At 72.3% G+C, this 19,708-nt stretch carries 16 protein-coding genes and 1 tRNA gene; 10 read left to right on the top strand and 7 right to left on the bottom strand.

The genetic code is table 11. The annotated features are described in order from the left end of the window. Nucleotides 1-6 precede the first annotated feature (6 nt). From aceB to J2S42_RS31915, 5 genes are all read left to right on the top strand, one after another. Complete coding sequence (gene aceB, locus J2S42_RS31935) at nt 7-1,548, top strand: malate synthase A (protein ID WP_307245135.1); 1,542 nt, start codon at nt 7-9, stop codon at nt 1,546-1,548. A gap of 3 nt (nt 1,549-1,551) precedes the next feature. Next, nucleotides 1,552-2,727 carry a DUF6986 family protein gene (locus J2S42_RS31930; RefSeq protein WP_307245134.1) on the top strand — a complete coding sequence of 392 codons (1,176 nt, stop codon included), beginning with the start codon at nt 1,552-1,554 and terminating at the stop codon, nt 2,725-2,727. 63 nt (nt 2,728-2,790) lie between these two features. Beyond that, a complete protein-coding gene (gene allB / locus J2S42_RS31925) occupies nt 2,791-4,107 on the top strand; it encodes an allantoinase AllB (RefSeq protein ID WP_307245132.1) in 1,317 nt (438 codons plus the stop codon). Beyond that, nucleotides 4,104-5,117 (top strand): allantoicase, encoded by a 1,014-nt coding sequence (gene alc, locus J2S42_RS31920; protein WP_307245130.1) that lies wholly within the window; start codon nt 4,104-4,106, stop codon nt 5,115-5,117. The genes allB and alc overlap by 4 nt, the downstream gene beginning before the upstream one ends. Nucleotides 5,118-5,189: 72 nt before the next feature. Further along, nucleotides 5,190-5,738 carry a hypothetical protein gene (locus J2S42_RS31915; RefSeq protein WP_307245129.1) on the top strand — a complete coding sequence of 183 codons (549 nt, stop codon included), beginning with the start codon at nt 5,190-5,192 and terminating at the stop codon, nt 5,736-5,738. Nucleotides 5,739-5,796: 58 nt separating this feature from the next. On the opposite strand, the gene J2S42_RS31910 is transcribed toward J2S42_RS31915, so the two are convergent. Together J2S42_RS31910 and J2S42_RS31905 are read right to left on the bottom strand one after the other, a co-directional pair. Beyond that, nucleotides 5,797-7,017, bottom strand: coding sequence for an IS30 family transposase (locus J2S42_RS31910; protein ID WP_307239284.1), 1,221 nt, complete (start codon nt 7,015-7,017; stop codon nt 5,797-5,799). A gap of 68 nt (nt 7,018-7,085) precedes the next feature. Continuing rightward, on the bottom strand, nt 7,086-7,574 hold the full coding sequence (locus tag J2S42_RS31905; RefSeq protein WP_307245127.1) for a CAP domain-containing protein: 489 nt from the start codon (nt 7,572-7,574) through the stop codon (nt 7,086-7,088). A 151-nt stretch (nt 7,575-7,725) separates the two neighbouring features. Between J2S42_RS31905 and selA the strand changes: the two genes are divergently transcribed. Both selA and selB read left to right on the top strand, forming a co-directional pair. Beyond that, nucleotides 7,726-9,003, top strand: a complete 1,278-nt coding sequence (selA, locus tag J2S42_RS31900) for an L-seryl-tRNA(Sec) selenium transferase (RefSeq protein ID WP_307245125.1) — start codon at nt 7,726-7,728, stop codon at nt 9,001-9,003. Next, a complete protein-coding gene (gene selB / locus J2S42_RS31895; RefSeq protein WP_307245123.1) occupies nt 8,991-10,739 on the top strand; it encodes a selenocysteine-specific translation elongation factor in 1,749 nt (582 codons plus the stop codon). The genes selA and selB overlap by 13 nt, the downstream gene beginning before the upstream one ends. On the opposite strand, the gene J2S42_RS31890 is transcribed toward selB, so the two are convergent. Next, nucleotides 10,740-10,833, bottom strand: a tRNA-Sec gene (locus tag J2S42_RS31890). Between the two features lie 38 nt (nt 10,834-10,871). On the opposite strand from J2S42_RS31890, the gene selD reads away from it, so the two are divergent. Further along, nucleotides 10,872-11,867 (top strand): selenide, water dikinase SelD, encoded by a 996-nt coding sequence (selD, locus tag J2S42_RS31885; RefSeq protein ID WP_307245121.1) that lies wholly within the window; start codon nt 10,872-10,874, stop codon nt 11,865-11,867. Between the two features lie 101 nt (nt 11,868-11,968). Continuing rightward, nucleotides 11,969-12,673 carry a PRC and DUF2382 domain-containing protein gene (locus J2S42_RS31880; protein ID WP_307245119.1) on the top strand — a complete coding sequence of 235 codons (705 nt, stop codon included), beginning with the start codon at nt 11,969-11,971 and terminating at the stop codon, nt 12,671-12,673. A gap of 134 nt (nt 12,674-12,807) precedes the next feature. Here J2S42_RS31880 and nrfD read toward each other — a convergent pair whose 3' ends face one another. From nrfD to fdh, 3 genes are all read right to left on the bottom strand, one after another. Then, nucleotides 12,808-13,917, bottom strand: coding sequence for an NrfD/PsrC family molybdoenzyme membrane anchor subunit (gene nrfD / locus J2S42_RS31875; protein WP_307245115.1), 1,110 nt, complete (start codon nt 13,915-13,917; stop codon nt 12,808-12,810). A gap of 152 nt (nt 13,918-14,069) precedes the next feature. After that, nucleotides 14,070-15,017: a 4Fe-4S dicluster domain-containing protein gene (locus tag J2S42_RS31870; RefSeq protein ID WP_307245114.1), complete on the bottom strand. Its 948-nt coding sequence runs from the start codon at nt 15,015-15,017 to the stop codon at nt 14,070-14,072. Continuing rightward, entirely contained in the window at nt 15,004-18,264 is a 3,261-nt protein-coding gene (gene fdh / locus J2S42_RS31865; RefSeq protein WP_307245112.1) for a formate dehydrogenase, read from the bottom strand. The genes J2S42_RS31870 and fdh overlap by 14 nt, the downstream gene beginning before the upstream one ends. A 108-nt stretch (nt 18,265-18,372) precedes the next feature. On the opposite strand from fdh, the gene J2S42_RS31860 reads away from it, so the two are divergent. Further along, nucleotides 18,373-18,873, top strand: coding sequence for a pyridoxamine 5'-phosphate oxidase family protein (locus J2S42_RS31860; protein ID WP_307245110.1), 501 nt, complete (start codon nt 18,373-18,375; stop codon nt 18,871-18,873). A gap of 213 nt (nt 18,874-19,086) precedes the next feature. Here J2S42_RS31860 and J2S42_RS31855 read toward each other — a convergent pair whose 3' ends face one another. Beyond that, nucleotides 19,087-19,695: a DedA family protein gene (locus tag J2S42_RS31855; protein ID WP_307245109.1), complete on the bottom strand. Its 609-nt coding sequence runs from the start codon at nt 19,693-19,695 to the stop codon at nt 19,087-19,089. Between the last annotated feature and the right edge of the window lie 13 nt (nt 19,696-19,708).

Below are 19,708 nucleotides of genomic sequence, written 5' to 3'. Positions count from 1 at the left end.
GGGGTAATGACCGAGATCCTCACGCCCGAGGCCCGGGAGTTCGTCGCGGACCTGCACCGGCACTTCGCGGCGCGGCGGGACGAGCTGCTCGCACTGCGCGCGCTGCGCCGGGCCGAGGCCGCCCGCACTGGCCGGCTGGACTTCCTGCCGGAGACCGTGGACGTGCGGGAGGGCGCGTGGACGGTCCCGGCCGCACCGGCCGACCTCACCGACCGCCGGGTGGAGATCACCGGCCCGACCGAGCGCAAGATGACGATCAACGCGATGAACTCCGGTGCGAAGGTGTGGCTGGCCGACCTGGAGGACGCGAACACGCCGCACTGGGCGAACGTGATCGGCGGGCAGGTCAACCTGTACGAGGCGGTGCGCCGGACGATCACGTTCGACTCGCCGGAGGGCAAGCACTACGAGCTGGGCCCGGGGCCGTACCCGACGATCGTGGTCCGGCCGCGCGGCTGGCACCTGGACGAGCGGCACCTCACCTGGGGCGACGGCACACCCGGCGTGGGCGCGCTGGTCGACTTCGGGCTGTACTTCTTCCACAACGCGCAGGAGCTGATCGAGCGCGGCTCCGGACCGTACTTCTACCTGCCCAAGATGGAGTCGCACCTGGAGGCGCGGCTCTGGAACGACGTCTTCAACTACGCGCAGGACCACCTCGGCATCCCGCGCGGCACGATCCGCGCGACCGTGCTGATCGAGACGATCCCGGCCGCGTTCGAGATGGACGAGATCCTGCACGAGCTGCGCGACCACGCGTCCGGGCTGAACGCGGGCCGCTGGGACTACCTGTTCAGCATCATCAAGTACTTCCGGGTGACGCTGCCGGACCGCGCGGCCGTGACGATGACCGCGCCGTTCATGCGCGCCTACACCGAACTGCTGGTCGCCACGTGCCACCGGCGCGGCGCGTTCGCGATGGGCGGGATGGCCGCGTTCATCCCGAGCCGCCGCGACCCGGAGGTCAACGCGGTCGCGATCGGCAAGGTGCGGGAGGACAAGGAACGTGAGGCCCGGGACGGCTTCGACGGCTCGTGGGTCGCCCACCCGGACCTGGTGCCGGTGTGCCGGGAGATCTTCGACGCCACGCTGCGGGACGGCCCGAACCAGGTGACCCGGCAGCGCCCGGAGGTGCACGTCACCGCGGACGACCTGCTGAACATCGCGGCGACACCGGGCAGCGTGACGGACGCGGGCGTGCGCGGCAACGTCGAGGTGGCGCTGCGCTACCTGGAGGCGTGGCTGCGCGGCAACGGCGCGGTCGGCATCCACGACCTGATGGAGGACGCGGCCACCGCGGAGATCTCCCGCTCCCAGATCTGGCAGTGGATCCACCAGGGGGTACGGACCGAGGAGGGCACCCCGATCACGTCCGAGCTGGTGCGCCGGCTGGAGGACGAGGTGCTGGCCGAGGTCCGGGAACAGCTCGGCGAGGACGGATTCCGGCGCAGCCGCTTCGGCGACGCGCGCGGGCTCTTCGAACGGGTCGCGCTCGCGGACGACTTCGCGAACTTCCTGACCGTGCCGGCCTACGAGCTGATCGACTAGCGCATGCGACTGGACCCGGGGATCCACGCGGAGCTGGACGCGCGGCTCGCGGCCGTGGACACGCACCTCAGCACGCGCTATCCGGGCGACCGGCACGGCCGGCAGCCGGTGCACACGGTCTACGTGCCGGCCGACCGGTTCCACCAGAACCTGGTCTCGGAGTGGGGTGGCCTCGCGCGCGCGGCCCTGGAGACCGCTCCCGCGCTGCCGTACCCGGAGCACCTGCACGCACGCGTCACCGCCAAGCTCGCCGCGGAGCCGATCGAGGACCTGAGAATCGACTTCGAGGACGGGTACGGCATCCGCGCCGACGACGAGGAGGACGCGGCCGCCGAGGCCGCCGCCACGGCGTTGAGCGCCGCCGAGCGGAGCACCCCGTTCGTCGGCCTGCGGATCAAGTCGATGGAGGCGCACACGCGGCGGCGCTCTCTCCGTACCCTCGACGTATTTCTTGATCGCTGGTTCGCCGGCGCGGCGGAACTCCCGGTGAACTTCGTGATCACGCTGCCCAAGGTGAGCGATCCGGCGCAGGTCGCCGCGTTCGCGGCCGTGTGCGGGCGGCTGGACGCGGCCTACGGCATCGCGCTGCGGTTCGAGATTCAGATCGAGACGCCGACCGCGATCCTGGGCGCGGACGGCACCGCCACGGTCGCCCGGATGATCACCGCGGCGGACGGCCGCTGCACCGGCCTGCACTACGGCACCTACGACTACAGCGCGGCCTGCGGCATCGGCGCGGCCTACCAGAGCATGGAGCATCCGGCCGCGGACCATGCGAAGGCGGTCATGCAGGTCGCGGCCGCCGGCACCGGCGTGCGGCTGTCCGACGGGTCGACCAACGTGCTGCCGGTCGGCACGGACGACCGGATCGCCGAGGCCTGGGCGCTGCACGCGCGACTGGTCCGGCGCTCGCTGGAACGCGGCTTCTACCAGGGCTGGGATCTGCACCCGGCGCAACTGCCGACCCGGTTCGCGGCCACCTACGCGTTCTTCCGGGACGGCGCCGCCGCGGCCCGCGACCGACTCACCGCCTACCTGGACCGCCGCGACACCGGCATCCTGGACGAACCGGCCACCGCCCGCGCGCTGGCCGGGTTCCTGCTGCGCGGACTACGCTGCGGCGCACTCGACGACGACGAACTCGGCGGCTTCACCGAGGACCGGCTCGCCGGCCTGTGACCCCCACCCTGTGATCAACGCCGATCCCGGGTCCGAGACCACCTCAGTACCAAGGAGGCGGATGTGACGGATTTCGACCTGGTCGTCCGGTCCCGGCGGGCCATCACCCCGGACGGCGAACGGCCGGCCGCGATCGCGGTGCGGGACGGCCGGATCGCCCGGATCGCGGCCTATGACGCGCCGCTGCGCGCGGACCGCGAGGAGGACCTGGGCAAGCTCGCGCTGCTGCCCGGCCTGGTGGACACACACGTGCACGTCAACGAGCCCGGCCGGACCGAGTGGGAGGGGTTCGCCAGCGCGACCCGGGCCGCCGCGGCCGGTGGCGTCACCACGATCGTCGACATGCCGCTGAACTCGCTGCCGCCGACCACCACCGCGGACGCGCTGGCCGTCAAGCGGAAGGCCGCGGCCGGGCAGATCCAGGTGGACGTCGGCTTCTGGGGCGGCGCGGTGCCGGGCAACGTCAAGGACCTCGCGCCGATGCGCGACGCGGGTGTGTTCGGCTTCAAGGCGTTCCTGATCGACTCCGGTGTGCCGGAATTCCCGCCGTTGTCACCCGCCGAGCTGACCGAGGCGTTCCGGGCCGTCGACGCGCTGTTCCTGGTGCACGCGGAGGACCCGGATCTGGTGGCCGGCCACGAATCCTCCGCCAGCTACGCCGACTTCGTCGCGTCCCGGCCGCGCAGCGCGGAGAACACCGCGATCGCACGCGTCGTCGCGGCCGCCCGGAAGACCGGCGCACGCGCACACATCCTGCACCTCTCCTCGTCCGAGGCGGTGCCGCTGATCGCGGCGGCCAAGGCCGAGAGGGTACGGATCACGGCCGAGACCTGCCCGCACTACCTGACGCTGACCGCGGAGGAGGTCCCGGACGGCGCGACGCAGTTCAAGTGCTGCCCGCCGATCCGGGACGCCGGCAACCGGGACGCGCTCTGGGCCGCGCTCGCGGACGGCGTGATCGACCTGATCGTCTCCGACCACTCGCCGTGCACGCCGGAGCTCAAACGCACGGACACCGGCGACTTCGCCGCGGCCTGGGGCGGGATCGCGTCGCTGCAGCTCGGCCTGCCGATCATCTGGACCCAGGCCCGGGAGCGCGGCCATTCGCTGAGCGACGTGGTTCGCTGGATGGCGTCCGGCCCGGCCGCGCTCGCCGGCCTGGACACGAAGGGCCGGCTGGCCGCCGGCGCGGACGCGGACCTGGTCGTCTTCGACCCGGACACCACCCAGCGCGTCGACGTCAATCGCCTGCAGCACCGCCACCCGGTCTCGCCGTACCACGACCGGGTCCTGACCGGGGTGGTGCTGGGCAGCTGGCTGCGCGGCATACCCACGGTCGGCGAGCCGAACGGGCGTCTGCTGGAGCGGGGTGCGGCATGACCGACTGGCAGCAGATGCCCGACCTGGCCGCGCGCGCGTTCGGCGGCGGCGTGATGTACGCCAGCGACGAGTTCTTCGCGTTCGCGGCCGACCTGATCAACGACCACGCGCCCGCGTTCACGCCGCAGAGCTTCGGCGCGCGCGGCCAGCTCTACGACGGCTGGGAGACCCGGCGCCGCCGCCCGCGCGGCACCGGCGACGACCATGACCTGGCCGTCGTCCGGCTCGGCGCGCCCGGCGTGATCCACGGCGTGGTGATCGACACCGCGTTCTTCACCGGCAACTACCCGCCGGCCGCGTCCGTCGAGGCGACCCGGCTGCCCGGGTACCCGTCGCCGGACGAGCTGCTGGCCGCGTCGTGGACGCCGGTCCTGCCCCGGTCCGCGCTCAAGGGCGACACCCGGAACACGTTCCGGGTGCACGCCGACGACCGGGTCTGGACCCACGTCCGGCTGCGGATCTACCCGGACGGCGGTGTCGCCCGGCTGCGCGTGCACGGCGAGGCGGTCCCCGACCCGGCGCTGCTGCCCGAGGTGTTCGACCTGGCCGCGGCCGAGAACGGCGGCACGGTGACCGCGTGCAGCAACATGTTCTACGGCTCCGCACCGAAGATGCTGCTCCCCGGCCTGGCCCGGTCGATGGGCGAGGGCTGGGAGACGTCCCGGCGCCGCGACGACGGCAACGACTGGGTGCTGGTCCGGCTCGGCGTGCCGGGCCGGATCCAGCTCGCCGAGATCGACACGTCACACTTCAAGGGCAACGCGCCCGGCGAGTTCCGCCTGCGCGGGATTCCCGACGCACGCTCGCTGGACACGCCCGGCGACTGGGTCGAGCTGCTGCCGCGGACCCGCGCGCAGCCGGACACCCGGCACCGGTTCGCGGTCAGCGACGCGCCCAAGGTGACGCATGTGCGACTCGACGTGTACCCGGACGGCGGCGTGGCCCGGCTGCGGCTGTGGGGCAGCATGTCCGAGAAGCAGCGGCGGCGCCTGGCGGAGCGGCACTTCTGAGTTTCGTACGCCTGTCGGGTAGGTTCTCAGGGTCCGTGTGCCACACGGCCGATTGAAGGAGCAGCTCACCCTATGGGTAAGAAGACCGTCCACGTGTCCGACTTCAGCGGCGCCGTCATCGGCGACGACGCTGATGTGGTGCGCATCGTCGTGCTCGAGCACCCCGACCTGATGACCGGGCCGGTGCAGCTGGAGGCGCTCCCCGCCGAGGTGGAGAGCATCGACGACGCCGCGCTGGACGTGGTGGTGGTGGACATCTTCGACGCGCACGGCGACGGCGAGGCCCGGCGGGTCACGCTCAACGCCAGCGAGTTCGACGCGCTCGCCACCGGCACGCCGATGGCCGACGTGCTGAAGACCGCGGAGCGGGTCAAGCCGCCGAAGACGGCCCGCAAGGCCCCGGCGGACAAGCTCGACTACGCGACCATGGAGCACGCCGGCAAGCCGCACCGGGGCAAGACCACGGACGAGGAGGCCGAGCTGGTCCGCGAGAACCTCGACAAGATCAACGAGCGCCTCGCGGCCGAGGGCATCCGCCTCATCGACCCGGCGAACCCGGAACACGCGGCCCGCTACGGCTTCCCGGAGCCGGCACAGGAACTCACCGCCTCCGAGGGCTGAGAAAGCGAAAAGGCCCGGGGCGTCCGGGCGGATTCCAGGGGTCGTCGCAACACAGTGGTCAGCTGGTTTCGGCCAGGAGTTTAGCGAAGCGCTCGGCTGGGGTGTCCCAGCCGAGCGTTTTGCGTGGGCGTCCGTTGAGTTCGGCGGCGACAGTGTCGAGATGGTCGCGGTCGTGGACGGACAGGTCGGTGCTTTTCGGGAAGTATTGGCGTAGCAGGCCGTTGGTGTTCTCGTTGCTGCCGCGTTGCCAGGGTGAGTGCGGGTCGCAAAAGTAGACCGGGGTGTCGGTGGCGATGGTGAACTGCTGGTGCAGGCTCATCTCGATGCCTTGATCCCAGGTCAGCGAACGGCGTAGGTGCGTGGGCAGGCGGCCGATGGTGGCGGTCAGGGCGTCACGGACGAGGTCTGCGGTGCGGCCGGCCGGCAGGTGCACGAGCATGACGTAGCGGGTGTGGCGTTCGACCAGGGTGCCGATCGCGGAGCGGTTGTCCTTACCGATGATCAGGTCGCCTTCCCAGTGACCTGGCACGGCTCGATCCTCGATCTCGGCGGGGCGTTCGCTGATCATGACCATCTCGGTGGCCATCCGGGGTGTGCGCTGCTGCGTCTGACGGCGAGGGCGACGCATCGCGCGGCCGGTACGCAGCGCCTTGGTCAGCTCGCGACGCAGTTCACCGCGGCCTTGGACGTAGAGGGCCTGGTAGATCGTCTCGTGCGTCACGTGCAGCTCCGGGCGCTCAGGAAAGTCCCGCCGCAAGCGTCGCACGATCTGTTCAGGGCTCCACCTGAGGTCCAGCCCGTCCTGAACGGCCTGGCGCAGTGCAGGATTAGCAGCGATCTTGCTGATCTTCGGACGCGAACGGCGCGCCTCGGCACGCGCCTGCGCCGCATGGGGCCGGTAGTCCCCACTGACCGGATGCGCGTTACGTCGTAGCTCACGGCTGATCGTCGCCGGGTCACGGTCCAGTTCGACGGCGATCTGCCGGACCGTGACCTGCTCACGATGCCGATCGGCGATATACACACGCTCGTCCTCGTTGAGGAACCGGCCTCGCACCGACGGCGCCGTCACGGCCGTGATCGGCGCCGCGCCGACGTTTCGGCCGGTCGGGTTCCGGCCGTTACGCCACCGCCGGCCGGTCCGGATGTTGATCCCGACGATCCTGCACGCTTCCGCTGTTCCGACACCCTGACCCACGAGCGCAAGATAAACCTCACGCTCGCGGGTCAGACGCCGACGGCCCTGAACAACCGACCGATCCCGGATCTCGAAGTCCATCGCATCCCCTGAACTGGGGTGTTGCGACGACTGCTAGAACCCAAGCCGCCTCGGGCCTTTTGTGCGCATTACTTGCCGAACTCCTGGGTCCAGTACACGACACCCTTGGCGTTACGGGCCGCACCGACACCGATCAGGGTCGACTTGCAGTTCAGGATGTTCTTCCGGTGACCCGGGCTGTTCATCCAGCCCTTCACCACACCCTGCGCGTCCTTGTAACCCCACGCGATGTTCTCGCCCGTCGCGGTCTTCTTGAACCCCGCCCGCTTCGCACGGGTCACGAAGTTCGAGCCGTCCTTACCGGTGTGGGAGAAGTAGTTCTTGTCCGCCATGTCCTTCGAGAACGCCTGCGCGGCCTGCGTCAGGTTGGCATTGACGGTCAGCTTCTTGCAACCGGCCTTCACCCGGGCCTCGTTCGTCAACGTGACGACCTGCGCCTCGAGCGCCGTCGTCGCCACGGCTGCGGACGCGGGGGCCGCGGGAGCGACGAGCGTCATGCCGAGGGCGGCGGCGGGAGCGAGAACGGCGAGGACGACCCGGCTGGCGAAGCGGCGCAAGAGTAACTCTTTCCTGTCGGCGGGGTGTTGCGCTTGCACCTGTTCATTCGGCGTGCCCGCCCGGCGGCTGACGAATCGACCGGGTGCCCTCCCGTAAGCCCTCGGTATCCGCCGGGTTGCCGCCAGTCGGCGCTGTACTACGGTCGGGAGCATGACCGACTTCCGGCGGCGGATTCCGCGGACCGACACGGCGCTGGCCGATCCGCGGCTGGTGGCCGCGGGTGCGCGGCTCGGGCGTGGTGCGGTGAAGAGCGCGGTCGTGGCCGCGCAGGAGCGGGCCCGGCGCGGCGAGATCGCGCCGGAGGACGTGATCGCGGCCGCGGTCGGCGCGCTGCCCGCCGCGGGCATGCGGCCGGTGATCAACGCAACCGGCGTCATCGTGCACACGAACCTCGGCCGGGCGCCGCTGTCCGCGGATGCCGTCAGCGCGGTGGTGGAGGCGGCCGGGTACACGGACGTGGAACTCGATCTGGCGGACGGGCGGCGGGCCCGGCGCGGGCGGACCGCGATGGCGGCGCTAGCGGCCGCGGTGCCGGGCGCCGGTGGCGTGCACGTGGTCAACAACGGGGCCGCCGCGCTGGTGCTGGCCGCGACCGCGCTGGCCGCCGGGCGCGAGATCGTGGTCAGCCGCGGCGAGATGGTGGAGATCGGCGACGGGTTCCGCCTGCCGGACCTGCTGGTCAGCACCGGCGCCCGGCTGCGGGAGGTCGGGACGACGAACCGGACGACCGCGGCCGACTACGCGGGCGCGATCGGGCCGGACACGGGGTTCGTGCTGAAGGTGCACCCGTCGAACTTCGTGGTTCAGGGGTTCACCTCGGCCGTACCCGTGGAGGATCTGTCGGGTCTCGGGGTTCCGGTGGTGGCCGACATCGGGTCCGGGCTGCTGACGCCGCACCCGGGGCTGCCGGACGAGCCGGACGCGGCGACGGCGCTGGCCGCGGGCGCGACGCTGGTGACCGCGAGTGGCGACAAGCTGCTCGGCGGGCCGCAGGCCGGACTGTTGCTCGGCGACGCGGCGACCGTGGAACGGCTGCGGCGGCACCCACTGGCACGGGCGCTGCGGGTGGACAAGCTGACGCTGGCCGCGCTGGAGGCGACGCTGCGCGACCCGGCCGTGCCCGTGCTGGCCGCGCTGGACGAGGAGCCGGCCGCGCTGCGAGCCAGGGCGGAGGCGCTGGCCGGGAAGCTGCGGGCGGACGGCGTCGACGCGGTGCCAGTCGCCACCGAGGCGGTCGTCGGCGGCGGTGGCGCCCCCGGCCACACGCTGCCGTCCTGGGCGGTCGCGCTGCCCGAGACGTACGCGCGCCGGCTGCGGCTCGGCGACCCCGCGGTGCTCGGGCGGGTCGAACGCGGCCGGCTGCTGCTGGACCTGCGCTGTGTACCGGTGGAACGCGATCCGGAGCTGCACACCGCATGCATGTCGTAGCGACCGCCGGGCACGTCGACCACGGCAAGTCCACGCTGGTCCGCGCGCTGACCGGGATGGAGCCGGACCGCTGGGCCGAGGAGCGGCGGCGCGGCATGACCATCGACCTCGGTTTCGCCTGGACCGGGCTGCCGTCCGGCGAGACCGTGGCGTTCGTGGACGTGCCCGGCCACGAACGGTTCGTCCCGAACATGCTGGCCGGGATCGGCCCGGTCCCGGCCGCGATGCTGGTCGTCGCGGCGGACGGCGGCTGGATGCCGCAGTCCGAGGAGCACCTGGCCGCGCTGGACGCGCTCGGCGTACGGCACGGGCTGCTCTGCGTGACCCGCGCTGACCTGGCCCCGCCGGAGCCCGTGATCGCCGACGCGCTCGACCGCGTCGCGCGCACGTCGCTCGGCCGCGTCCCGGTCGTCGCGGTCAGCGGCACCACCGGTCTCGGCATCCCCGAGCTGCGCGGCGCGCTGGACGCCCTGGTCGCCGCGCTGCCGGAGCCGGACCCCACCGCACCGGTACGGCTCTGGGTGGACCGCGCCTTCACCGTGCGCGGCGCCGGCACCGTGGTCACCGGCACGCTCGGCACCGGCCGGCTGCACGTCGGCGACGAACTCAGCCTGGACGGCCGCCCGGTACGGGTGCGCGGCCTCCAGTCACTCGGCCGGACCGCCGAGCGGGTCGGCCCGGTGGCGCGCGTCGCGATCAACCTGCGCGGCGTCGACCGGGACGCCGCCGGCCGCGGCACCGTGCTGCTCACGCCCGGTGCCTACGCGCCGACCACGGAACTGGACCTGCGCCTGGACGGGTTCCCGGTCGCCGATCTGCCCCCGTCCGTCACCGTGCACGTCGGCTCCGCCGCCGTCGTGGCCCGTGTCCGCCCGCTCGGCCCGGACACGCTGCGCCTGCGCCTCACCCGCCCGCTGCCGCTGCACCTCGGCGACCGGGTGCTGCTGCGCGACCCCGGCCGGTCCGGCCCGCGCGTGCTCGGCGGCGCCACCGTGCTCGACGTGGCCCCGCCCGCGCTCGGCCGGCGCGGTGCCGCCGCCGCCCGCGCCGCCGTGCTGGCCGCCGTGACCGGCGTCCCGGACGAGCACGACGAGCTGCGCCGCCGCGCCCTGATCCGGCGCGACGACCTGCGCCGGATGGGCGTCCCGGTGACGATCGCCCCGGTCACCGGCGACTGGCTGGCCGACCCCGCGCACTGGTCCGCGCTCGGCGCCCGGCTGGCCGACGCGGCCACCACGTACGCGACGGAACACCCGCTGGAGCCCGGTGCTCCCGCCGAGGCACTCCGCCACCGCCTCGGCCTGCCCGACATCGCGCTGGTCGAGGCCCTGGTCACTCCCCCGCTGTCCTACCGCGACGGTCGCGTGGTCGCCGCCGGCTCCGGCGTTCCACCGAGGCTGGCCCGCATGGTCGCCACCATCCGCGACGACCTGCGCGACACCCCGTTCGCCGCGCCCGAGGCCGCCCGCCTGACCGAGGTCGGCCTGGGCCGGCGCGAGGCCGCCGCCGCGGTCCGCGCCGGCCTCCTGCTCCGGGTGGCCGACAACGTCTTCCTGCTCCCGGACGCGCTCGACCGGGCCGGCCACGTGCTGACCTCCCTGCCGAGCCCGTTCACCGTCAGCGAGGCCCGCCGAGCCCTCGGCTGCAGCCGCCGCGTCGCGGTCCCGCTCCTGGAACTGCTCGACCGCGCGGGCATCACGCGCCGGCTCCCGGACAACAGCCGGGAGATGATGTGAGCGAAGGCGGACGGGAATCGAACCCGCCTGACCGAGAGACTCGGTCACACCGATTTTGAAGATCGGGGAGGGCACCAGCCACTCGATCGCCTTCGGCGAGCAGCCTAGCAAGGGGCGTGCGAGAGTCGGATCATGACGGTACGTCTGACTGGGTACGCGCACGGCGGTGGCTGTGCCTGCAAGATTCCCCCGGGTGAGCTGGAGACGGTGGTCGCGGGGCTGCGCGGTGCGCCGCACGACGCGGAGCGCGAGCTGATCGTCGGGCTGGACGACGGGGACGACGCGGCGGTGGTCCGGATCGGGGCGGACCGGGCGGTGGTGTCCACGGCGGACTTCTTCACGCCGGTGGTGGACGACGCGTACGACTGGGGGCGGATCGCGGCCGCGAACGCGCTGTCCGACGTGTACGCCATGGGTGGCACGCCGATCGTCGCGATCAATCTGCTGGCCTGGCCGCGTGACCTGCTGCCGATGGAGCTGGCCGCGGAGGTGCTGCGCGGGGGGCTGGACGTGGCCCGGTCGGCCGGGTGCCCGGTCGCGGGCGGGCACAGCGTCGACGACCCGGAGCCGAAGTACGGCATGGCGGTGACCGGCCTGGTCGACCCGGACCGGCTGTTGCGCAACGACGCGGGGCGGCCCGGCGTGCCGCTGACGCTGACCAAGCCGCTCGGCATCGGCGTGCTGAACAGCCGGCACAAGGCGACCGGTGAGGTGTTCCCGCACGCGGTGGCCGCGATGATCGCGCTGAACCGGGACGCGGCCGACGCGGCGGTGGCGGCCGGTGCGGTCGCCGCGACCGACGTGACCGGCTTCGGGCTGCTCGGCCACCTGCACAAACTCGCGCGGGCCAGCGGCGTGACCGCGTTCGTGGACGCGTCCGCGGTGCCCTACCTGGACGGCGCGCGGGCCGCGCTCGCGGACGGGTTCGTCAGCGGTGGCACCCGGCGCAATCTGGACTGGGTCCGGCCGCATCTGGACGCGGACGGCGTACCCGAGGATGAACTTCTGCTTCTCGCGGACGCGCAGACGTCCGGCGGTCTACTGATCGCGGGCGAGGTGCCGGGTCACCCCGTGATCGGCGAGCTGCGCGCGGCTGACCAGGACGGACGTACGCTGATCGTTCGTTGACATGAGCGGTCCGCTCACTCATGTCACCTTTCGTGTCCGACTGACTCGCGCTGTGTGACGCGGGTATCGCAGCACCCAGCACCGCGACACGAGGAGGAACCATGAGCATCACGTCCGAGCACTGGAACTCCCTTCCTGGCCGCACCGTCTTCGACCGGGACGGTGACCGCGTCGGCACCGTGGACCAGGTGTGGACGGGCGCGGACGGCACCGGCGCCGAGTGGGTGAGCGTGCGCACCGGCCTGTTCGGCCTGCGCGACACGCTGATCCCGCTCGGCGCGGCCGAACTGCGCGACGGGGAGCTGTTCGTGCCGTTCGACAAGTCCACGATCAAGGGTGCGCCGCGGGTGGAGAGCGACGCCGACGAGCCGCTCGACCAGTCCGAGGTGCAGCGCCTGTACGCGTACTACGCCGGCGGTGAGAACGCCGGCCGGCACGCGATGACCCGCTCCGAGGAACGTCTGCACGTGGATACGGAACGGCACGCGACCGGTACGGCACGGCTGCGCAAGTACGTGGTCACCGAGGACGTGCGGACCACCGTGCCGGTGCAGCGCGAGGAGGTGCGCCTGGAACGCGAGCCGATCACGGACGCGAACCGGGAGGACGCGTTCGCCGGCCCGGCGATCAGCGAGTCCGAGCACGAGGTGACGCTGCACGCGGAACGTCCGGTGGTGCGCACGGAGGCGGTGCCGGTCGAGCGGGTCCGTCTCGGCACGGAGACCGTACAGGACGAGGAGACGGTCGGCGGGCGCGTCCGCAAGGAACGGATCGAGGCCGACCTGCCGGACCGTAACCGCCGCTGACCGTCTCAGGGAGGCGTCATCAGGCCTCGGCGGTCGTCCCTCACCGGACGGTCCGCCGAGGCCGATCCGCCGACCGCGGCCCCGAGGGCGCGCACCCGGCCCGGTCCGGAAGCCGGCCGGTGCGAGCGTCGTGGTCACCGCACGGAGTCGTCATCGGCGGAGTGGCCGGCGGCGTCGGCGGTGCCGTCACCGCGATCGCCGAGGACCGCACCGCCGGTGACCGCGATACCGCCGGCCGCGGGCGTCCCGGCCGAAGCGCCGGTGACGCCGGAACTCCCTGCGCCGGCCAGACCCCCGGTGCCGCCGGAACCCGCCGTGCGGTCCGCGAGCCGGGCGCGCTGCGGGATCACCGTGTACTTCGGATCCCGCGCCGAGGCGATGCCGCCGTCGAAGATCCCGAAGCGGGTCGCCGCCGAGGCCGCCAGCAGCGCGACCCCGGAGAGCGCGGACACCACCCGGCTACGGCGGCCGAGCACCGCGCCCACCGCGCCCGCGATCGTCAGCGCCCGGCTCACCTTGAGCAGCTTCCCGGCCCGGCCCTGCCGGTACGGCTCGCTGAGCAGTCCCATCCCGTGCTCGACCCGGTGCGCCGCGATCTGCTCGATGACCGCGCCCGCGACCGCGAGCCGCGCCGCCGGGCCGTTCTGTGCGACCGGCGCCGCGATCAGCCCGACCGCGGCCCCGCTGGCCAGCGCGCTGCCGCCGAAGACGAACGGCAGTTCCGGGTACGCCTCGTGCCAGGACGGCGTGGCCGTGTCCGCCAGCAGCACCGCGGTGTAGGTGGCGAGCGCCGGGGCGGCCGCCGCCGCGGCGATCCCGGTCGCCCGGCCGGTGAGCGGCATCGCGCGGCGGACCAGCCCGAGCAGCCCGCGTTCGGGCAGCAGCGCCGGGGCGATCTCGGCCGCGGCCGCCACTCCGGCCGCGCCGCCGAACGCGGAGAGGATCCAGGTGCCCATCGACATCGGCGAGGTCGGCCGCGCGATCCGCAGCATGTGGTGGAACCGCGCCGGCCGGCCGAGGTCGGCGATCAGGAAGTACGTGCTGGCGCCGATCGCACCGAGCGCGGCAAGGCGTCCGGCGCGGCGCAGCGCGGGCCGCCCGGTGAGGTCGCCACCGGCGCCGAGCAGCGCGGACCCGGCCGCGAGCCCGCCGGTGAACAGGTACGCGGCGATGTCGTGCTTCCAGACCGCGGCCTTGACGATCGGCCGGTTGTAGTACGACCGGAACTCGGCCTCCGGCACCATGATCTCTTCCCGCGACCGCGACCGCGACCTGTCCCGGCGGCCCGGTCGGCCGGGTGAATCCGGCCGGCCCACTACGTCCCGCTCACCCCGCCGATCGACCCCCTGCCCGGCCTTACCGACACCGTCCCGCGACGGGATGCCGGACGGTGTACTCACCGCGACCGTCCCGCGAACGCCACTATCGCCGCTCCCACCATCGTCAGTGCGGCCACGCCCGCACGCTTCCACATCGCCGGCAGGTCGCGCGTGGTGACGACCGGGTCCGGCGGCAGCCCGTACACCTCGGGTTCGTCCAGCAGCAGGAAGAACGCGCCGTCGCCGCCGACCCCGTCGTTCTCGTCGTGCCCGTACAGCCGCGCGGTCGTCTCCCCCGCCGCGCGCAGCGCGTCCACCCGTTCCGCCGCCCGTTCCCGCAGCTCGGACAGCTCGCCGTACTGGATGGACTCGGTCGGGCAGGCTTGCGCGCACGCGGGCGTGAGCCCGTCGCCGATCCGGTCGTAGCAGAGCGTGCACTTCCACGCGCGGCCGTCGTCCTTGCGCTGGTCGACCACGCCGTACGGGCAGGCCGGGATGCAGTAGCCGCAGCCGTTGCAGATGTCCTCCTGCACCACCACGGTGCCGTACTCGGTGCGGAACAGCGCACCGGTCGGGCACACGTCCAGGCAGGCCGCGTGCGTACAGTGCTTGCAGACGTTGGACATCATCAGCCAGCGGAAGTCCGGCCGTGCCTCCCCGGCCGGCGGCCCGATGCCCGGCATGCCGAGCGCCACCGCGGCCGGCGCGGGCGCGGCGGCGGGCGCCGCGTCGACCGCGGACACCGATGCCGGCATCGGCTGCTCGATGAAGTGCACGGCCCGCCACGAGTTCGCGGTCAGCCCGCCGGTGTTGTCGAAGGACTGGCCGAGCAGGTCGTACCCGTCCGCGGGCACGCCGTTCCATTCCTTGCAGGCCACCTCGCACGCCTTGCAGCCGATGCACACGCTGGTGTCGGTGAAGAACCCCATCCGCGGCGGCGCGTCGGCATATCCCGCGTCCGGCGCCGGATCCAGCGGACCGTACAGGCTGTTGTTCCCCGGGCCGGAGAGGTTACCCATCGTCATCCCCAGTCGTCTGGATCGGCGTCACGTGGTCGTCGGTCAGGCCGGCGCGGCGCCGGTAGGCGGCCACGTAGGACAGCAGCGCCTGACCCCTCGGACGCCGCCCCGGCACCAGATCGCACGTGCCGATCTTGCTTTCCTGGATCAGCGTGTTCGGGTCGAGCGTGATGCCGAACAGGTCGTTCGTCGAGTCGCCGGTGACCACGCCGTTCGTGCCGAAGTGGTACGGCAGCCAGATCTGGTGCACGATCCGCCCCTCGACACGCAGCGGCCGCAGCCGGTCGGTGACGAACACCCGGGCCTCCACCGCGGACCGCCCGGTGACCAGGTGCGCCCAGTCCATGTGCCGCAGGCCGAGCTCGCCGGCCAGCGCCGGTGACACCTCGACGAACAGGCCCGGTTGCAGCTCCGCCAGGTACGGCAGCGTGCGGCTCATGCCGCCGGCCGTGTGGTGCTCGGTGAGCCGGCTGACCGTGAAGATGTACGGGAAGACCTCGCTGTGCGGCTCCGGCGGGCTCGGGTTGATCACGTTGTCCGCGCGTACGTAGATCTTCCGGGTCGGGTTGCCCTGCTGCCCGTACAGCGGGTTGCGGATCGGCGACTCGGCCGGCTCGTAGTGCGTCGGCATCGGGCCGTCGATGAGCCCGCTCGGCACGAACAGCCAGCCCTTCCCGTCGCCCTGCATGATGAACGCGTCGTCGCCCGCGATCGCGTCCACGCCGGCCGCGCCCTCCGGCGGCCGGTACGACGGCGGCTTCGTCCTCTCGAAGTCCGGCACGTCGTGCCCGGTCCACTCGCCCTTCTCCGCGTCCCACCAGACGTACGCCTTCCGGGCGGACCACGGCGCACCGGACGGGTCCGCTGACGCGCGGTTGTAGAGCGTGCGCCGGTTCGCCGGCCAGGCCCAGCCCCACTCCGCCGCCACGTAGTCCTGCTCGGACCGCGGCTTGCGCCGGGCGGCCTGGTTCACGCCGTCCTTGAACACGCCGGTGTAGATCCAGCAGCCGCCCAGCGTGCTCCCGTCGTCCTTCATCTCGGTGAACGAGGACAGCGGGCGGCCGCTCGCCACCTCGTACCCGTTGATCTCCTTGAGCACGTCGGCCGCGCTCGGCTCGGCCTCGTCGCCGTGCACCGGGTAGTCCCAGGCCATCTCCAGCAGACCGCGGTCCCTGGGCAACGTGGAACCCGCCAGGCGTGAGCGGACCAGCCGGCCCAGGTGGTAGAAGAACCACAGCTCGGAGCGGCAGTCCTGCGGTGGGTCGACCGCCTTCTCCCGCCACTGGAGCAGGCGCTGCGTCTGGGTGAACGTGCCCTCCTTCTCCACGTGGCTGGCGGCCGGCATGAGAAACACCTCGGTCCGGCAGGTCTCCGGCGTGATCTCCCCGGTCTCGGCCTCGGGCCCGTTCTTCCAGAACGTTGCGCTCTCGATCTCGTACAGGTCGCGGACGACCAGCCAGTCCAGGTTCGCCATGCCGAGCCGCTGCGCCTTGCCGTGCGCGGAGCCGACCGCCGGGTTCTGCCCGAGCAGGAAGTAGCCCTTCACCTTGCCGTCGATCATGTTCAGGACCTGCTGGTACGTACCGTGATCGCCGGTCAGCCGGGGCATCCAGCCGAACCCGTAGTCGTTCTCCGCGGTGGCCGCGTCGCCCCAGTACGCCTTGAGCAGGTTGACCGCGTACGCGCGCGCGTTCGCCCAGAAGCCCTTCTGCCCCGGGTGCCGGATGCTGTCGATCCACTCGTCGAACGTGTCGTGCTTGCCCGCGACCGGCATCGGCAGGTAGCCGGGCAGTAGGTTGAACAGCGTCGGGATGTCGGTCGACCCCTGGATGCTGGCGTGCCCACGGAGCGCCATGATCCCGCCGCCGGGCCGGCCCATGTTGCCGAGCAGCAGCTGGATGATCGCGCCGGTCCGGATGTACTGCACGCCCACGCTGTGCTGCGTCCAGCCGACCGAGTAGACCAGCGCCGTGGTCCGCTCCCGGCCGGAGTTCCGGGTCCACGCCTCGCAGACCTTCAGGAAATCAGCCCGGGGTACGCCGGTGAGGCTCTCCACCACCTCCGGCGTGTAGCGCGCGAAGTGCCGCTTCAGGATCTGGTAGACGCACCGCGGGTCCTGCAGCGTCTCGTCCCGGCGCGTCCCACCCGGGATCGGATCGCCGTGCGACTCCTGCTGCAGCCCGGACGCGGTCTCCCGCTCCGTGTGCTCCTCGTGCTCGCTGTCCGCCTGGCCGCGCTGCCCCTCGTACGCCCAGCTGGTCTGGTCGTAGACGTTGTGCTCCGGGTCGTAACCGGAGAAGAACCCGTCCAGGTCCTCGGTGTCCTGGAAGTCGCCGGACACGATGGTGGCCGCGTTCGTGTACGCCAGCACGTACTCCCGGAAGTCGAGCTCGTTGTCCAGGATGTAGCGCACGACGCCGCCGAGGAACGCGATGTCCGCACCGGCCCGGATCGGCACGTGCTTGTGCGCCATCGCGCTGGTCCGGGTGAACCGCGGGTCGACGTGGATGATCGTCGCACCGCGCTTCTTCGCCTCCATCACCCACTGGAACCCGACCGGGTGTGCCTCGGCCATGTTCGAACCCTGGATGACGATGCAGTCAGCGTTGGCCAGGTCCTGCTGGAACCCGGTGGCCCCGCCACGGCCGAAAGAAGTTCCCAGACCGGGAACGGTGGCGGAGTGTCAAATGCGCGCCTGGTTCTCGATCTGGATCGCGCCCATCGCGGTGAAGAGCTTCTTGATCAGATAGTTCTCTTCGTTGTCCAGCGTGGCGCCGCCCAGGCTCGCGATGCCGAGCGTGCGGTTCAGCGGGCGGCCGTCGGAGTCCCGGTCCTCCCAGGTCTGCTCGCGCGCGGCCACCACCCGGTCGGCGATCATCTCCATCGCCGTGTCCAGGCTCAGCTCTTCCCAGTCCGTGCCGAACGGCCGGCGGTAGAGCACGGTGCGCTGCCGGTCCGGGTTCGTGACCAGGCTCTTGCTGGCCGACCCCTTCGGGCAGAGGCGGCCGCGGGAGATCGGGCTGTCCGGGTCGCCCTCGATCTGGGTGACCCGGCCGTCCTTGACGAACACGCGCTGGCCGCAACCGACCGCGCAGTAGGGACAGACCGACTTGGCCACGGAGTCTGCGGTCTCGGTGCGCGCGGTCAGCTCCCTGGACCGCCGCGACTGTGCCGCGAGCCCGCGCCCGAGCGGGTCGGTGCCGGTGAGCTGCCGCCACACGGGCCAGCCCTCGATGAAGGTCTTCACGCCCACGGCACTCACCTCCCGGTTCGCTCGGCTGCGTCCTGTCTACCCCGATCTTGGCGTCGCAACCACCCTTTCGGCGCGAGAATGTCGTACCCGGGCGGTAGGACGGTAGGCATGACGCTCACCGGCACTCACATCACGGAATTCAGCGAGCCCGGCTCCGCCCCGCTCCCCTGGCCCGACGCCGAGCGCGTGCTCACCGGCGCCGAGATGTTCTGGCTCTCCACGGTCCGTACCGACGGCCGCCCGCACGTGGCCCCGCTCCCCGCGATGTGGCTGCACGGCCGCGCCTACTTCTGCACCGGCGCCCGCGAACAGAAGGCCGTCAACCTGGCCGCGAACCCCGCGTGCGCCCTCACCACCGGCACCAGCCTCTACCGCTCCGGCATCGACGTCATCATCGAGGGCACCGCCACCGTCACCCGCGACGAGCCCCTCCTCACCCACCTGACCACGCTCTGGCAGTCGAAACTGGACTGGACCTTCATCGTCCGCGACGGCGCCTTCACCGACCCCGGCCACGGCAACACCGCCCCGGTCTACGAACTCACGCCGACCAAGATTCTCGCCTTCACGAAGGCACCGTATTCCCAGACGCGCTACACGTTCGCGTAGCGTCGCGACCGCGAATCGGCGCCGATGATGCGCGGAAACCGTGTCGCACGGCTGCGCGTACCGGCTCGGTGCTGCCTGCTCCGCGAAGCGGGCACTCCGTGCCCGAGATTTCACCATATTGTCGTCGTCGGCCAGGGCCAGGCGCCGGAACCAAGAACCAGGCACCGAGATCAAGTGCCGGAGCGAGGCCGGGGTGGCGGGTGAGACAAAGGGTCAGGCGGGTTCGCGTTCGGTGCGGTGGCGGATCCACGCTGTGGTGGCGAGCGTGATGATCAGGCCCGAGAGGAGGGCGGCCCAGGCGAAGTCCTGGAGGTAGCGTTCGGCGGCCTCGCCGATCCAGACGATGAGAAATACCGTGCCGAAGGCCCAGAGGAGGCCGCCGGCGGCGTTGGCGACCAGGAATTTGCCGTACGGGACGTGCAGCGCGCCGGCGAGTGGGCCGGCCAGGATGCGCAGCAGCGCGACGAAGCGGCCGAAGAAGACGGCCCAGACGCCCCACGTGGCGAACACGCTTTCCGCGCGAGCCAGGTGGGGCGGGCCGAGATGCCGGGGGAAGCGGCGGCCGAGCCGGATCAGCAGCGGCCGGCCGCCGCGACGGCCGATGGCGTATCCGATGGAGTCGCCGACGATCGCGCCGACCGCGGCGCCGACCGCGATGTACCAGGGGCTGAAACCGGCGCTGACGGACAGGAGCGCGGCGGAGACCATGGCGATCTCGCCGGGCAGCGGGATGCCCATGCTCTCCCCGCCGATGATGAGCATGACGACGGCGGCGACGGCGAGCGGCGGCAGCGTCGAGAGCCAGTCCACGAGGTCGTGCACGACTTCCGACCGT

Source organism: Catenuloplanes indicus, assembly GCF_030813715.1.
In the GTDB taxonomy this organism is placed as follows: domain Bacteria; phylum Actinomycetota; class Actinomycetes; order Mycobacteriales; family Micromonosporaceae; genus Catenuloplanes; species Catenuloplanes indicus.
Note: the sequence above shows the minus strand (reverse complement) of the source record. Positions and strands in the feature narration are given on the sequence as shown.

Bases quoted from the DNA above. Each gene is read 5' to 3' on its own strand.
- aceB (WP_307245135.1), top strand. From the start codon at position 7: ATGACCGAGATCCTCACGCCCGAGGCCCGGGAGTTCGTCGCGGACCTG.
- J2S42_RS31930 (WP_307245134.1), top strand. From the start codon at position 1,552: ATGCGACTGGACCCGGGGATCCACGCGGAGCTGGACGCGCGGCTCGCG.
- alc (WP_307245130.1), top strand. From the start codon at position 4,104: ATGACCGACTGGCAGCAGATGCCCGACCTGGCCGCGCGCGCGTTCGGC.
- J2S42_RS31915 (WP_307245129.1), top strand. From the start codon at position 5,190: ATGGGTAAGAAGACCGTCCACGTGTCCGACTTCAGCGGCGCCGTCATC.
- J2S42_RS31910 (WP_307239284.1), bottom strand. From the start codon at position 7,017: ATGGACTTCGAGATCCGGGATCGGTCGGTTGTTCAGGGCCGTCGGCGT.
- selA (WP_307245125.1), top strand. From the start codon at position 7,726: ATGACCGACTTCCGGCGGCGGATTCCGCGGACCGACACGGCGCTGGCC.
- selB (WP_307245123.1), top strand. From the start codon at position 8,991: ATGCATGTCGTAGCGACCGCCGGGCACGTCGACCACGGCAAGTCCACG.
- selD (WP_307245121.1), top strand. From the start codon at position 10,872: ATGACGGTACGTCTGACTGGGTACGCGCACGGCGGTGGCTGTGCCTGC.
- J2S42_RS31880 (WP_307245119.1), top strand. From the start codon at position 11,969: ATGAGCATCACGTCCGAGCACTGGAACTCCCTTCCTGGCCGCACCGTC.
- nrfD (WP_307245115.1), bottom strand. From the start codon at position 13,917: ATGGTGCCGGAGGCCGAGTTCCGGTCGTACTACAACCGGCCGATCGTC.
- J2S42_RS31870 (WP_307245114.1), bottom strand. From the start codon at position 15,017: ATGACGATGGGTAACCTCTCCGGCCCGGGGAACAACAGCCTGTACGGT.
- J2S42_RS31860 (WP_307245110.1), top strand. From the start codon at position 18,373: ATGACGCTCACCGGCACTCACATCACGGAATTCAGCGAGCCCGGCTCC.